This is a genomic window from Microcoleus sp. Pol10D4, assembly GCF_036701555.1.
Classification (GTDB): domain Bacteria; phylum Cyanobacteriota; class Cyanobacteriia; order Cyanobacteriales; family Microcoleaceae; genus Microcoleus.
Genome location: NZ_JAUBRA010000004.1, coordinates 113,167 through 127,362, shown reverse-complemented (window position 1 = coordinate 127,362; position 14,196 = coordinate 113,167). Strand labels below are relative to the sequence as shown.

The following is a 14,196-nucleotide window of genomic DNA, read 5'->3' as shown; positions in this document are numbered from 1 at the left end:
TTTTTGTACCTACATTTTTTGAATATTAGTGCCTTGAAATACAGTACAAAGGGTAAAATTTGAGGAAATGCAAAAAGGTGTCAGCCCATGCTTTTTCAAAGTCGATTGATTGGGTTGAGTCTATTGAGTACCTTGGCGCTTTACTGGGGACAGCCAATAGCGGGAGCCATGCCTATAGCGAGAGTGGCAGAAGTAACAGCACAAGCCAGCACTAAAGAGGCGGCTGACAAAGCTTTGATAGAAGGGGATCAACTTCGCCAGGAAGGGACAGGAGAATCTTTAAGAAAAGCGATCGCTACATGGGAAGAAGCATTAAAACTGTATCGAGAATTGGGCGATCGCGGTGGGGAAGCTCGCACCCTCAGCAATATCGGCGGTGTCTACGCAGCATTGGGAGAACAACAGAAAGCGTTAGAGTATTTAAGCCAGTCCCTTCCCCTGAGTCGGGCAGTAGGCGATCGCCAGCGGGAAGCTTTCACTCTCAACATAATCGGCATTGTCTACGGAGACTTGGGAGAAAATCAGAAAGCCCTAGAGTATTACAACCAGGCTCTTTCCCTGAGACGGGCTGAGGGCAATCGCGGTAGCGAAGCTGCCAATCTCACCAACATCGGCACTGTCTACTTAAATTTGGGAGAAAACCAAAAAGCCCTAGAGTATTACAACCAGTCCCTTCCCCTGAGACGGGCAGCAAACGATCGCCGTGGGGAAGCTCTCACCCTCCTTGGCATCGGCAGTATCTACTCAAAATTGGGAGAAAAGCAGAAAGGGCTAGAGTATTACAACCAGTCCCTTTCCCTGAGTCGGGCAGTAGGCAATCGCAATGGGGAAGCTACCACCCTTGACTACATCGGCGTTGTCTACTCAGAATTGGGAGAAAACCAGAAAGCCCTGGAGTATTTCAGTCAGTCCCTTCCCATGAGTCGGGCTGTAGGTGATCGCATACAGGAAGCTCTCACCCTCAGCAACATAGCTTCTGCCAAACGCGCTCAAGGCAACCTCACCGAAGCCCTCACTAACATTGAAGCCTCCCTCAAAATTATTGAAAGCCTCCGCACCAAAGTTGCTAGCCCAGAACTCCGCACCTCTTACTTTGCCACCGTACAGGACTATTACCAGTTCTACATTGGCCTGTTAATGGAACTGCACAAAACGCAACCCAAATCTGGTTATGATACCAAAGCCTTTGAAGCCAGCGAACGTTCCCGCGCCCGCAGCCTCCTCGAACTTCTTCAAGAAGCAAACGCCGATATTCGCCAAGGCGTTTCCCCAGAATTATTGCAAAAAGAACGCAGTTTACAACAACAACTTGATGCCCTTGAAAAACGGCGAATCGAAGTTCTCAATCGCCCAAACCACACTCCCGCCCAACAAGCAGAATTAGAAAAACAGCGGCAAACTTTACTAGCACAATATCAGGACATTCAAACCCAAATCCGCACCACCAGCCCCCGTTACGCAGCCCTCACCCAACCGCAACCCCTAACCTTGGCACAAATCCAACAACAAATCCTCGACGATCAGACAATTTTACTTCAGTATTCTTTAGGAAAAGAGCGCAGCTATCTCTGGGCCGTCACTAAAAACAGTATCACCGCTTATGAATTACCAAAAGCTGCCGACATCGAGACAATTGCCAGAAAATTCCGCGATGCTGTCACCGCTCCAAGTTCCCGAGACAGCCCCGATCAAATCGCCCAAGCCAACGATGCTATCAGTCAAATTATCTTACAGCCCGTTGCTGCCCAACTCGGTCAAAAGCGCCTGCTGATTGTTGGGGATGGCCTTTTGAATTCCCTCCCCTTTGCTGCCCTTTCGCTCCCCGGGAAATCCGGTGAAAATGGGAATCTGCCTTTAATAGTAGACCATGAAATCGTGATCCTGCCTTCAGCTTCCACCTTGGGAGTATTAAGACAAAACTACAATGACAGACAACCTCCTAATCGGAGTTTAGCCATACTCGCCGACCCAGTTTTTAGCGCTAACGATGAACGAGTTAAAAATTCTTCTTCAGCCACCACTCAGCAAGCGGTAGAATCAGCAAATCCTGGTTTAAGTCGCTCCAGAGGCGACAAGACCGGACAGTTTGACCGTTTAAATTTTACTCGCCAAGAATCTCAAATTATTCAAGCGTTATTCCCGGCTAATTCTCGCACAGAATCTTTGGATTTTGAAGCCAGTCGTGCCACAGCAACAAGCCCAAATTTAAGCCAATATAAAATCATTCATTTTGCCACTCACGGTTTCGCCAATAGCGCTCACCCGGAACTGTCGGGAATTGTCATGTCGCTGGTAGATGAAAAGGGCAACCCTTTAAACGGATTCCTGCGACTTACTGATATTTTCAATCTGAAATTAGCAGCCGATTTAGTAGTGTTAAGTGCCTGTCAAACCGGAATGGGGCAGAACATTCAAGGCGAGGGCTTGGTAGGATTGACACGGGGATTTATGTATGCAGGGGCTCAGCGAGTGGTGGTGAGCTTGTGGACTGTGGACGATGAAGGAACGGCTACGTTAATGTCGAGTTTCTATCAGGGAATGCTGCAAAAAGGGTTAACGCCAGCGGCTGCTTTAAGGGCGGCGCAACTGGAAATGTTGAAGCAGGAAAAGTGGAAGTTTCCCTATTATTGGGCGGCTTTTAACCTTCAGGGGGAATGGCGATAAATTTTAGGAAAAAAACCAGCATCAATTCCCATTTCGGGCGAGTGTAAGTCTGGCGAGAACTTTTTGCGGTGAATCTGGATACCAAAAAAAAGCGGCTCCGCTTGTCGCAGAACCGCCGTCACAGAGGATGAAAAATCAAAACTTAACGCACAGCGCCCTGTACTGAAGGTGATTCAATTGTTTTCATGAAGTACAGCTTGACTAATTGCCAGCCGTTCGACAGATACAAAGGCAATTTTTGGAAGAACTGCAAGAATTTCGGAGTATTAGAAGCAACAATTGCAGTCAACTGCTGATTGTTCTTGAGGCAAACATCCAACCGTTCATAAAATTCTGGATTGTTCACGTCAAGCATGACGGGGAATACGCGACCTGCTGTTTCGTTGGTCTTTTTGATGACTTCAATGTCGTATTCGCGAGCATCGAGACCGAGCGATCGATAAAAACCACCGCGCTGGATATCATTGAGATACATTGTCGCGAACACTGACAGCAAGAAGAAACGGCACCAAAGCTTAGCGCGCCAATCGTTCAACATCTGAGGCTGAGCTCTCATCACCGCATCGAAGAAATCTCCGTGGCGGTTTTCATCCTGGCACCAATTTTCAAAGAATCGGAAAATCGGATAAATCTGGTCTTCAGGATGGGCTTTTAAGTGCTGATAAATCGTGATGTAGCGCCAATAACCGATTTTTTCCGACAAGTAAGTCGCGTAGAAAATAAACTTCGGCTTAAAGAATGTGTAACTGCGGCTCTTTGTCAAGAAACCCAAATCCAGGGACAAATTAAAGTCCGAGAGAGCTTTGTTGAGGAATCCGGCGTGCCGCGCTTCGTCGCGCGACATCAGGTTGAAACCCTCGGCTAGCACGGGATTTTTTCCTTTGAGCCTGCGTCCCAATTCTTTGTAAAGCAAGAACCCAGAAAACTCAGCGGTGCAGGAACGTTCCAGGAATTCAATGAACAACTGGCGCTTTTCGCCGTCGATGTGTTCCCAAGATTGATCGAACTCGGCATCCCGCACGAAGTGGTTTTTGTTGTAGTCAACGCGGAACTCTTGGATAATTGCTTCTAGTTCGGCTTCATTTACCGAGATGTCCATTTTGGCCATCTCGTCAAAATCTGTTGTGTAAAATCTCGGCGTGAGAATAGTTTCTTTGGCTGGGGCTTTCACTCCCGGCCGCAGTTCTTCAAAAGTGGGTTTTTTGAGGGAATCTACCATATGTTTATTGGATTTCTGCTTATAACTACTCGCTTGTTTCCATTGTCGGGTACTGCGGGCGATCGCGCTCGTGTATGTCCGGCCAGCGCTGGCGGTGCGCTTGGTTTCGCGCTCCGTGTGGAATCCCGGTCTAAGCTGCTGTAATTTCCACGCCCTCCAGTTTACCAAGCTCTCGCCCGCGCAAATATGTTGCTGGCGTTAAGAATTGCTACGCAAAATTACTCACTGGGAATGGGGCATGGGGCATGGGGCATGGGGCATGGGGCATGGGGAATTTGGGAATTGGTAGTAAATAACCAATAATTTCGGACTATTCACAAATATCTGCTGGTGTCAAGCTGTTTAAACACGACATAGAAAGTACAAAATGTATAGAGGGACTCCAATTCTTAGAATAATCAGGCAGGACGGTCAGAAAATGAGCAATTTAGGTGTTAGTTACCTTTTATGGGCAGCTTGTTTTTTCGGCCCATTCGGACTCCACCGCCTCTACAACGGCAAGATTGGTACGGGTTTGCTGTGGCTGTTTACCTTTGGTTTGTTTGGGTTTGGGCAATTCTTTGACTTGCTGCTGCTGCCGAACATGGTGGATGAACACAATGCCAGTCTCAGGGGCAAACTTGGCGTGTCTCGCGAAGGTATACCGCTATATCCCAGCAGCGGGGCGATCGCCGCGACATATCCCAAGCCAACTCCAGACCAGTTAGGGGTTAAACTCCTGAAGGCAGCTTATACCAAGAACGGAAGATTATCTGTCACCCAGGGGGTGATGGCAACCGGCGCTACTTTTGCCGAAGTGGAAGAGGCTTTCACGGCAATGCTCAAAACGGGTTATGTGAGTATCGAGAACGATGCCGTAACTGGCGTCGTGCTCTACCACTTTCACGAACTTTAGCTGCTGCGGGTGCGTTACCTAGGGGATTTTGTCTATTTTTCCAGAAGCTAATCGCGCTCCGCACCCTACTACTTGATATTGCTAGCCCAGCAGTTGTTGCGGTTTTTCGAGTAAGCATTGCCGACAAAATCGGCTAGAATGTTTGTTTGTCTATATAAGCAAGCAAAAACTATTTAGCGTCATGGCAGTCCCTAAGAAGAAAACCTCCAAATCCAAGAAGAATATGCGTAAGGCCACATGGAAGCGCAAAGCTGTCGTGGCAGCTCAGAAAGCTCTGTCTCTGGGCAAATCTGTTCTGACTGGGCGTTCCAACAGCTTTGTGTATCCCGGCAATGAAGAAGAGGAGGAAGAATAGAAACGGAATAGCTGGTAAAAGTATAGTCATTTATAGGCATGGGAGGCTTCAAGTCCCTCCCCATTCACTTTTACTTTGAGCGGATTGACCCGCCTCGGCTGAACTACGCAGCTCCCTATCCCATTGCTGAACGCATTTGGGATTGCTTTTCTTAGGATGTTGTACGAAGCGTTGATATCAGAATTAATTAACTGACCAGTCGATGTTTTGTACAAACCTCGCTTGATACGCTTACCAGTAAACATCGGCTCTTTTTCTGTTTTCCCGTAAACAGGAATTGGGTCTAAACCCAGAAAGCTACTTCTGGACGTGTAGGATTCTTCCTGCACAATTACTGTGATTCCCAGCAAGCGAGCTTTGTATTCTAACATCTCAATTAATCGAGAGTGAGGAATACTGACAAAATTTTGGTTGGTTTGTTTACCTAGATTGATATCGGTTTTCCACTGTGCATTTTTGCCGATGACCAGCGTTCCAATTTGGTTCACTACCAAATGGTCAACAATCACGCGACTAGCATGATGCAAGTAATTATCAACTTTTTGATGGCGACAACGAGTTAAGCGCTGAATCCGGGGTGACGTTTTGCGGTTCCCTTTTAACTGGGATTGTAATCGTGAAGAGCGTTTGTTGTAGAACTGGTTAATCGATTTCAATGGTCGCCCGTTGATCAACAAAGGGGTAAAACCCGGTTGATTTGAAGTTAACGCCACTAAATTGTCCAGTCCCAAATCAATACTAGCTACAGAGTTGGCATTGCCAAGGGTGGACTCCGCTTCATCATAAATCACCTCAATTACATAGGAATCACATTTCGGAACCAGCCTAACTTGACAAATCTGGTTGGGATTGAGTTGGGTTTTAATTGAAAGTTCAGTGCCGGAAAGTTTAATGATTCCTTTCTTCAACTGTTTGCTGCTAATTGCTTGAATCGTGTAAACGAGAAGGTTTCGCCCTTTAGTCTTATCTTTGTACTTTGGCAATTTTGGGCTACCCGTGAATTTTGAAGAGTCAGCTTTGTAAGCTTTAACGGCTTCAAAAAACGATTTCCAATTCTTGTCTAGCACCATCAAGATTTGCTGACTTACTTTAGCAGGCAAAGCCTTATATGCTTCGTGAGACTTCATCAATCGGTTCATTTCGTTATAACTGACATAACCCCATCCATAAATAAAGCTCTGACGAATGACGTAATTGGCGGCATTGTAGAGGTTTTTGGACTTGAAAGCTAGTTCGTCAATTTGGGCGAAACGGTGTTCCGTTGATTTAATGATGTGCCTCTGTGTTAGTTGCATTTGAGACTTGCGTTCTTCAGGCTGTGCGTATTCCTTATTCAACACTTACAACATAATACCATTATTGTTTATAATTGCTTATAAACTCAATGAAGTTTTACAATACCGGGCATAGGGCGAACCCGATGCCCGATCGATCAATCCTTTTTTGCTGTGGGTAAAATCAGCATGGCATCGCCAAAGGAATAAAAGCGGTACTGTTGCTCGATCGCCTCTCGGTACAAATCCAACAGCCGAGGCCTTCCAATCATCGCACTTACCATCATCATCAAAGTAGAGCGGGGCAAGTGGAAATTGGTAATCATCCCCTCTACAACCCGCCACTTGTAACCAGGGTAGATAAACAAATTGGTCGGGCCACAAAAAGGTTGCAAGGAAAAATCGCCACTCGCGGCGGCGGCTCCCTCTAAAGCTCGCACTGCTGTTGTACCCACGGCAATGATCCGCCCGCCTCGGGCTTGAGTTTCCCGGATTTTCTCAACGGTGGCGGGGGGTACTTCCACCCATTCGCCGTGCATTTTGTGAGCCGTCACGTCTGTCACCTCCACCGGGCGAAATGTCCCTACTCCGACGTGTAAGGTGACAAAAGTTTTTTCTATTCCCCGCTGTTCCAAGCGGCTGAACAATTCTTCGGTGAAGTGCAGGCCTGCTGTGGGGGCAGCCACGGCCCCAAGCCTATCGGCATAAACAGTTTGGTACTGTTCCGGTGAAGCTTGGGAATTTTCGATGTAGGGCGGCAGGGGTACGTGGCCGTATTCGTCCAAAAACTTCGCCAGATTCTCATCTGTGGGGATGTCAAACTCCAACAGCCGTCCCCCTGTTGCGTCGTCCCTCTCTATAACTGTTGCAGTCAATCGACGACGATGGGGCATCGTGGCATCGGGAAGGCAACAGCAAGGAGCTGTGGTCGAGTTCTCACAGGCAGGGGCGATGGGATCAAACTCAATTTTTGCTCCCAACTTTAAGCGTTTCCCCGGTTTAACCAAAGCCAGCCAACAGTTGTGCTGCCGTTCTTCCATCAACAATATTTCAACAGCCGGGCCGTTGGGTTTGTGCCCGTAGAGCCTCGCTGGCAGCACGCGGGTGTTGTTGAGTACCAGCAAGTCCCCCGGTTGCAGCAAATCGGGTAAATCCCTAAAAATCCGGTGTTGCTGGCTGCTGGGAGAATCTACAGCCAGCAAGCGAGAACTGTCCCTCGGCACTACGGGATTTTGGGCAATGCGCGAGGGCGGAAGTTCGTAGTCGTAGCCGTCCAAAGACCAGTCCATCTCTGTCATCGAGTGAATTCCTGTGCGATCGATCTGTCAACTGGGTAACAAATTGGGTAAAAACCCCCATCCAAAGTCGGGTGCTTTTCCCCTTGTGGTGGCGGGTATAGCCCGCGAGGATAGAGGTGTAGCATCAGCTTTGCTCATAAGGATTGTTATGGAATACCTCTACTACATCGCCAATACTAGCCTTACTCTGAGAGTCGTGGATTACCTACGCACGGCTCATCATCTTCCCTTGCAATTTATCACTGTTATTCACCAAATTGACGGCTGGGTGGTAAAGGTGAAAATGAGCCAATATTTAACACCCGAAATGCACGGGGATTTTCGGGCTTTTATGAACGAACTCGGAATTCCTTACGATCCTGAAATTCGCTTGCAAATGGCGCTGTGGAGTTTGGAAACCGGACAGTCGCCACTGAGCGTGATGCGCCGCTACCAGGTGGCAGTGGTTTGTCACGGCAGCCCTGACCGCAAAGAAATTGAAGCGTTTCGCCAGCAGTTTGTCAAGGGTCTGGGATATTGCCCGGAAACTCTGGCCTAGATTGCTACGCATATAAATTAACTGTGATGACAGAACAGGAGAGGGAGAGAAGGGGAAAGCGGGAGAAGATTTAACGCTTTTTTCAGCTCCGTTAAAGCTCAAGAGAGAAATGCGCGACAGCCTAGGCAAGTTAACAATTAAAAATTACCTAGTGGCATTACTTTGAGATTTTACCCTCTAAATTTTAATTATATATTTTTAATTGCTAAAAGCGGAGCGAATGTATTCTTGCAGGGTGAGTCGGTAGTTTCCTGCAACGGCGGATTGAGAGTTCGCTGCTGTTAATGGTGGTAAGATTTGCTTAGTTTTTTGTTGTGAAGGTTCGCACCTGACTAGGGCGACATCAAAGCGACAAGAATTATTTGTTAAATCTGGACGAGTGCTTAAAAATATTTCGGCTGTTTGCCAAAGTTTGGCTTGTTTTGTGGTGGTAACAGCCAGCATTCCACCAGCATCCCAATTTCCCCGGCGGCGAGTTTTTACCTCTACAAATGCTAATGTTTGGGAATGGGGAATGGGGAATGGGGAATTTTCGTTACCTCTGTTGATTTCGCTTTCTTCATCTCTTCCGAGGGCGATGATGTCAATCTCTCCCCAGCGACAGTGCCACTGCCGGTGCAAGATTTCCCAGCCTTGCTGCTGTAACCAGTCGGCGACTAAGTTTTCTCCCAATGTGCCGATATCCCTAGAGTTTGGGGATTGGGGGGAATTGGAGTCAGCCGTCGCGATCGGGCGATTCCCTACGGGATAGCTACGCTTGACGCGCTTTCTGGTAGAATTCAATTCTGAACTGTCACGACTGCTCATTAGCTTGAACTTGTATGATGATTTCTCGAATTCGCCAACATATTTATACTTTCTTGCTGAGTTTTGTTATTTTAGCAGTAATTGCCGCTGGGGCGCTCGGCATTAATCCGGCACCTGCTTTCGCTTTGGATCACGACAAAGAAATCCTAGTCGGCGCTGATTTTACTGGGCAAATTCTGACTGACGACAGCTTTAATAAAGCCAATCTTCGCAACAGCAATTTTACTAATGCTGATTTGCGAGGTGTCAGCTTTTTTGCTGCCAATATGGAAGAAGCAAATTTAGAAGGGGCGAATTTCACGGGTGCAACTTTAGATTTGGCTCGCATGATGAAAGCGAATTTAACTAATGCTATCCTTGAGGGTGCTTTCGCTTACAATACCAGGCTGGAAGGAGCTATCATTGACGGTGCTGATTTTACAGAGACACTGCTGCGAGACGATATGATAGAAAAACTTTGTAAAGTGGCAAAAGGTACTAATCCGGTGACGGGTAGAGATACTCGCGAAACTCTTTTTTGCGATTATTAAAAGGATCGTTGAATAAAGGAATAAACTCCTTACTACAAACGGGTTCGTAGTAAGGAGTTTATTCCTTATACCAGTAAAAAAAATGTAACCCCAGGCAAGCTTCAAACCTATCTCGAACGAGTCATCCCCAATCTAAACTCTAAAATATAAAATATAAAAGGGTATTAGCCCCAAGGCACGGATGTTAAATCGTAAAAATTAACTTGACGCAGCCGCTCTAATTCCTTGAGCCATTCTTGTTCGGCACAGAATAGTTGGTGATATTCTATAGCCTCTTCACCACTGCTAGCAGCCTTGGCTTTTTCCCACATATTGAGTGCAATTCGGCGGCGCTTCATGCTGATAATTTGCTCGATACAGGCGAGGGCAGATCTAATTACTAGAGGTGCGCGATAAACGTTTCTCTCTGAGAACTCATTTAAGTGAAATAAATGCGAGATTTGATTGAGTTGATTCGGATATTCAATGAAGCTATCTTGCAATTTCAATATTAACTCTGAAGGGGCTACTTGTAAAGACATTTTGTGCAATATTTCAGCATTCACAATCTGGTGCCACAAAAATCTGTGGTGAGAAAGGCTAAACTGCACGTCTCTAGCTTCTATTGCTTCTATGACATCTTGGCGGTATTCGGGACAGTGCAAATAAATCTGCAATAATTGCGCTTCTGCTTCTTCTAAAAGACTGCGGGCTACGGCAGATAAGCTTGACTTTAAGTTTTTGTTTTCGCCGCTTGCACGCTGCTTTTTATATTGTTTGTTCGGCTTCAGCTTGTTTCTAATTAACATGGGCATTGTCAAAGATTCGTCTTGACTCTGCCGCTTTGCCCAATCGCTAACTACTTGGTTTAGCAAGTTTTCAGCAATCATTTTTGTGAGTCTAAAATCTCCTTTACTGAGAATTTCGGCGCACTTTTGCAGGTAATGTGCTAGCTGATTGTCGTCTGTGATATTGGTTAATAAATTAATAATTTTTTTTGTGACTTGCTGGGAAGTATCGGCTTGCTTCAAATCTTGATTGACAAGCATTTGTTGCAGTTGCCAGTCGAGCCACAACGGAGCATTTTCCAGCAATTCTCGATATTGTTCTGGGGAGTATGTTTTGAGATATTCATCGGCATCTTTGCCGTCGGGAATGTTGAGCACCCGCAGTTGGACTTCTCCTTGATAAGCGAGTTTTTCTATTTCTCCAATAGCGCGTTCTGCTGCTTGAGTTCCTGCTTTGTCGGCGTCGAAGTTGAGGATAATTTGTTTGGAGTCGGTGTACCGCAATAACTGCCGCACTTGGTTTAAACTTAAGGCTGTGCCGAGGGAAGCGACGGCGTTGGAGATGCCGGCGGCCTGAAGTGCGATCGCATCAAAGTACCCCTCTACCACCACTGCGCGATCGGCTTTGCTAATGGCTGTTTTCGCCGTATCTAAGGCGAATAAAGTCTTGCCTTTATCGAAGAGTTCTGTTTCGGGAGAATTGAGGTATTTCGGCTGTTCGTCGCCGAGAGCTCTGCCGCCGAAACCGATGACTCTGCCTTGGGTGTCGCGTATGGGAATCATAATGCGATTGCGGAAGCGATCGTAATAGCCGCTGCCGCCATTTTTTCGGGGTACAATTAATCCAGCTTGTTCGACTAATTGCGCCGGATAGTTTTTCTGTTCTACTAAATAACTGTAAAGTGCTTCCCAACCTTGGGGTGCATAACCTAATTGAAATTGTTGGATAGTTTCTTCGCTTAGCTGGCGCTCTGATTTGAGATATGCTAAGGGTTCTTCTCCTTGGGGTTGTCGCAAAGCGTGTTCGTAAAAGTTAGCTGTTAGTGCTGAGATTTCATAGAGTTGTTCCCGCAGAGAAATTTGCCGCTGCAATTCTTGTCGGTGTTCGGGTTCGACTGTTTTGACGGGGACTTGATAATTTTTAGCTAATTCTAATACTACTTCGCTGAAAGGGCGTTTCTCCAATTCCATGAGAAACTTAAAAGCATTGCCGCCTGCACCGCAGCCGAAACAATAATACATTTGTTTGCCGGGACTGACAGTAAAGCTGGGAGATTTTTCGTCGTGAAAGGGACACAAACCTACGAATTCTTTCCCGCGTTTCCGCAAGACGACGCGACCGGAAATAACGTCTACTATGTCGGCTCTTTGTTTGACTTCTTCGATTGTTTCTGGATGCAGCCGGGGAACTTGCATAGGGCTATTTTAGGCAACTTGAAAGTATAGCGGAAGGAAGAAGGAAGTTCGGCAACGGATTATGTAACGGATGTGAAGAAGGAAGAAGGAAGAAGGAAGAAGGAAGAAGGAAGAAGGAAGAAAAGCCAGGGTTTTAGCAAGTGAGAAAGTGTTAATTGTCTTAGGGCTTGCTATATGTTTATTTTGAGCGATCGCACTTTAGTAAAGCACAAAACTGACTTTCAGGAATTGCACAGAAAAAATCAAGCGTTCCGGTTTTTTGTACCAGGGCTGATCGCTGCTAATATGTGTTTTCTTAAAAAGCCAGGTTTCTCCGTAAGGCATAACTTTATTGTAAGATATTTACACTAACTGTAAGGAGCATCGAAAATAATGCGAATTTTAATGATGGGCGGTACTCGGTTTATCGGGGTTTATCTTACTAAGATTTTAGCAGCACAAGGGCATGAAGTGGTGTTGTTTAACCGGGGCAACAAGCCTGTACCGGTTGCGGGCGTGAAACAGATTCAGGGCGATCGCACAAATGTCGAACAACTAAAAGAAAAGTTATCGACGGTCGAGTTTGACGCTGTTTTTGACAACAATGGCCGCGAACTCAGCGATACAAAGCCTTTAGCTGAAATATTTAAAGGGCGGGTGCAGCACTTTGTTTACATGAGCTCTGCGGGGGTTTATTTGAAGTCGGATCAAATGCCTCATATGGAAGGGGACGCTACTGATCCTAAAAGCCGGCATTTGGGTAAATGCGAAACCGAAAATTACTTGGCCACATCGGGTTTGCCTTGGACTTCGATTCGCCCAACTTACATTTACGGCCCCCAAAATTATAACGATTTAGAGGCTTGGTTTTTCGATCGCATTGCGCGCGATCGCCCGATTCCGATTCCCGGTAACGGAATGCACTTCACGCAGTTGGGGCACTGTCAGGATTTGGCTAAAGCAATGGCGGCGGTTTTGGGCAACGAAAGGGCGATCGGGCAAATTTACAACGTTTCGGGCGATCGATTTGTCACCTTTGACGGTTTAGCCCGCGCCTGCATTCAAGCGGCAGGCAAATCCCCTGATGCTATTAAGATTGTACACTACGATCCGAAACAATTTGACTTCGGCAAAAAGAAAGCTTTCCCGATGAGATTACAGCACTTTTTCGCTTCAGTTAATAAAGCTGTCACCGATCTTAACTGGCAGCCGGAATTTGACTTAGTTTCTGGACTAAAAGATTCTTTTCAGAATGATTATGTAGTTTCGGGGCGGGACAAAGCTGAGATAGATTTTTCAGTCGATGACGAGATTTTGAAAGCCGTTTGAAGTTAAGTTATAGTGGGAGCATCTCACTAGCAAAAATCTAGCACCCGCCCTAACCCTCCCCTTAGTAAGGGGAGGGAACAAGAAACATACCAAACAGACTGTCACAGTAAGGTTTGCAGCCGTGTTAATTCCAAATCTCTAAGGAGAAAAATAACATGAGATTTATCAATCCCAAAATAGATTTTGCATTCAAGAAAATATTTGGCTCCAGCCAAAGTACAGAGATTTTGATTAGTTTCTTAAATGCCATACTCTATGAAGAAGAATCGATCATTAAAAGCTTAGAAATCCTCGATCCTTATCTTGGCCCTCAAGTAGCCGGAGCTAAAAATAGTTACTTAGATGTCAAAGCGCTACTTAATGACGGCACATTTGTGATTATTGAAATGCAAGTTTTGAAGGTACAGGCATTTGGCAAGCGAGTTTTGTACAATGCAGCAAAAACCTATGCACTCCAATTAACAAGGGGAGAACTATACAAGCAATTGCGACCTGTGATTGCTTTGACTATCACTGATTTTGAAATGTTTCGCGGCGAGCAAGATGTGATTTCGCATTTTGTCTTCAAAGAAAGAAATCGCTTGTCTGATTATCTACAAAATGACATTGAGTTAGTATTTGTAGAGTTGCCAAAATTTAAGAAAGAATTGGATCGACTGGAAACTCTTACGGACAAGTGGATTTACTTTATCAAAACTACTGGCACTTTGGATGAAGTACCTCAAACAATGGTCACAGTCCCGGAAATTCAGAAAGCCTTTGAAATTGCCAATCAAGTTAGTTTGACACAGGAGGAATTTAACATATTACAACAGCAAGAGTTTTTTGCTCAAGATCAAGAGGGTTCAGTGGCTGTAGGCCGGGAAGAAGGCAGACAAGAAGGCAGACAAGAAGGCAGACAAGAAGGCAGACAAGAAGCACAAATAGAACTGATTACGCTTTCGCTGAATCGCCTTTTAGGTCAAATAAACCCGGATATTGAAAGCCGCATTCAGCAGTTGTCGATTGACCAATTAGATGATTTAGTAACAGCCTTATGGGATTTCTCAAGCTTGGAAGATTTGACAACTTGGTTGGAAGCTAATTCTCAATAAGTTGATAACGCACCCTACCAGTTAAATAAAA

12 protein-coding genes are annotated in these 14,196 nt (G+C 45.9%); 7 read left to right on the top strand and 5 right to left on the bottom strand.

Going from position 1 to position 14,196, the window contains the following annotated elements; genetic code table 11:
* Positions 1-87: 87 nt before the first annotated feature.
* On the top strand, positions 88-2,664 hold the full coding sequence (locus QUA36_RS04060) for a CHAT domain-containing protein (RefSeq protein ID WP_333455707.1): 2,577 nt from the start codon (positions 88-90) through the stop codon (positions 2,662-2,664).
* Positions 2,665-2,806: 142 nt separating this feature from the next.
* Here QUA36_RS04060 and acsF read toward each other — a convergent pair whose 3' ends face one another.
* Positions 2,807-3,883, bottom strand: a complete 1,077-nt coding sequence (gene acsF / locus QUA36_RS04055; RefSeq protein ID WP_333455769.1) for a magnesium-protoporphyrin IX monomethyl ester (oxidative) cyclase — start codon at positions 3,881-3,883, stop codon at positions 2,807-2,809.
* A gap of 418 nt (positions 3,884-4,301) precedes the next feature.
* Here acsF and QUA36_RS04050 point away from each other — a divergent pair, with 418 nt between their 5' ends.
* Together QUA36_RS04050 and rpmF are read left to right on the top strand one after the other, a co-directional pair.
* Complete coding sequence (locus QUA36_RS04050; protein ID WP_333455705.1) at positions 4,302-4,778, top strand: TM2 domain-containing protein; 477 nt, start codon at positions 4,302-4,304, stop codon at positions 4,776-4,778.
* A gap of 181 nt (positions 4,779-4,959) precedes the next feature.
* The gene (rpmF, locus tag QUA36_RS04045) at positions 4,960-5,133 is read left to right on the top strand and encodes a 50S ribosomal protein L32 (RefSeq protein WP_006632406.1); all 174 of its coding nucleotides are present in this window, start codon (positions 4,960-4,962) and stop codon (positions 5,131-5,133) included.
* 26 nt (positions 5,134-5,159) lie between these two features.
* On the opposite strand, the gene QUA36_RS04040 is transcribed toward rpmF, so the two are convergent.
* Positions 5,160-6,428, bottom strand: coding sequence for a transposase (locus QUA36_RS04040; protein ID WP_333455703.1), 1,269 nt, complete (start codon positions 6,426-6,428; stop codon positions 5,160-5,162).
* 137 nt (positions 6,429-6,565) lie between these two features.
* The gene (gene queA, locus QUA36_RS04035; RefSeq protein WP_333454371.1) at positions 6,566-7,705 is read right to left on the bottom strand and encodes a tRNA preQ1(34) S-adenosylmethionine ribosyltransferase-isomerase QueA; all 1,140 of its coding nucleotides are present in this window, start codon (positions 7,703-7,705) and stop codon (positions 6,566-6,568) included.
* A 148-nt stretch (positions 7,706-7,853) separates the two neighbouring features.
* Between queA and QUA36_RS04030 the strand changes: the two genes are divergently transcribed.
* Complete coding sequence (locus QUA36_RS04030; RefSeq protein WP_006632408.1) at positions 7,854-8,243, top strand: hypothetical protein; 390 nt, start codon at positions 7,854-7,856, stop codon at positions 8,241-8,243.
* A gap of 198 nt (positions 8,244-8,441) precedes the next feature.
* On the opposite strand, the gene QUA36_RS04025 is transcribed toward QUA36_RS04030, so the two are convergent.
* Positions 8,442-9,050, bottom strand: a complete 609-nt coding sequence (locus tag QUA36_RS04025; RefSeq protein ID WP_333455701.1) for a YraN family protein — start codon at positions 9,048-9,050, stop codon at positions 8,442-8,444.
* A 14-nt stretch (positions 9,051-9,064) separates the two neighbouring features.
* On the opposite strand from QUA36_RS04025, the gene QUA36_RS04020 reads away from it, so the two are divergent.
* On the top strand, positions 9,065-9,580 hold the full coding sequence (locus QUA36_RS04020; RefSeq protein WP_333455699.1) for a pentapeptide repeat-containing protein: 516 nt from the start codon (positions 9,065-9,067) through the stop codon (positions 9,578-9,580).
* Positions 9,581-9,744: 164 nt separating this feature from the next.
* On the opposite strand, the gene dnaG is transcribed toward QUA36_RS04020, so the two are convergent.
* The gene (gene dnaG / locus QUA36_RS04015) at positions 9,745-11,763 is read right to left on the bottom strand and encodes a DNA primase (protein WP_333168298.1); all 2,019 of its coding nucleotides are present in this window, start codon (positions 11,761-11,763) and stop codon (positions 9,745-9,747) included.
* Between the two features lie 372 nt (positions 11,764-12,135).
* Here dnaG and QUA36_RS04010 point away from each other — a divergent pair, with 372 nt between their 5' ends.
* Entirely contained in the window at positions 12,136-13,071 is a 936-nt protein-coding gene (locus QUA36_RS04010) for an NAD-dependent epimerase/dehydratase family protein (RefSeq protein WP_333455697.1), read from the top strand.
* 155 nt (positions 13,072-13,226) lie between these two features.
* The gene (locus QUA36_RS04005; RefSeq protein ID WP_333455696.1) at positions 13,227-14,165 is read left to right on the top strand and encodes an Rpn family recombination-promoting nuclease/putative transposase; all 939 of its coding nucleotides are present in this window, start codon (positions 13,227-13,229) and stop codon (positions 14,163-14,165) included.
* Positions 14,166-14,196: the final 31 nt, after the last annotated feature.

Bases quoted from the DNA above. Each gene is read 5' to 3' on its own strand.
- QUA36_RS04060 (WP_333455707.1), top strand. From the start codon at position 88: ATGCTTTTTCAAAGTCGATTGATTGGGTTGAGTCTATTGAGTACCTTG.
- acsF (WP_333455769.1), bottom strand. From the start codon at position 3,883: ATGGTAGATTCCCTCAAAAAACCCACTTTTGAAGAACTGCGGCCGGGA.
- QUA36_RS04050 (WP_333455705.1), top strand. From the start codon at position 4,302: ATGAGCAATTTAGGTGTTAGTTACCTTTTATGGGCAGCTTGTTTTTTC.
- rpmF (WP_006632406.1), top strand. From the start codon at position 4,960: ATGGCAGTCCCTAAGAAGAAAACCTCCAAATCCAAGAAGAATATGCGT.
- QUA36_RS04040 (WP_333455703.1), bottom strand. From the start codon at position 6,428: ATGCAACTAACACAGAGGCACATCATTAAATCAACGGAACACCGTTTC.
- queA (WP_333454371.1), bottom strand. From the start codon at position 7,705: ATGACAGAGATGGACTGGTCTTTGGACGGCTACGACTACGAACTTCCG.
- QUA36_RS04030 (WP_006632408.1), top strand. From the start codon at position 7,854: ATGGAATACCTCTACTACATCGCCAATACTAGCCTTACTCTGAGAGTC.
- QUA36_RS04025 (WP_333455701.1), bottom strand. From the start codon at position 9,050: ATGAGCAGTCGTGACAGTTCAGAATTGAATTCTACCAGAAAGCGCGTC.
- QUA36_RS04020 (WP_333455699.1), top strand. From the start codon at position 9,065: ATGATGATTTCTCGAATTCGCCAACATATTTATACTTTCTTGCTGAGT.
- dnaG (WP_333168298.1), bottom strand. From the start codon at position 11,763: ATGCAAGTTCCCCGGCTGCATCCAGAAACAATCGAAGAAGTCAAACAA.
- QUA36_RS04010 (WP_333455697.1), top strand. From the start codon at position 12,136: ATGCGAATTTTAATGATGGGCGGTACTCGGTTTATCGGGGTTTATCTT.
- QUA36_RS04005 (WP_333455696.1), top strand. From the start codon at position 13,227: ATGAGATTTATCAATCCCAAAATAGATTTTGCATTCAAGAAAATATTT.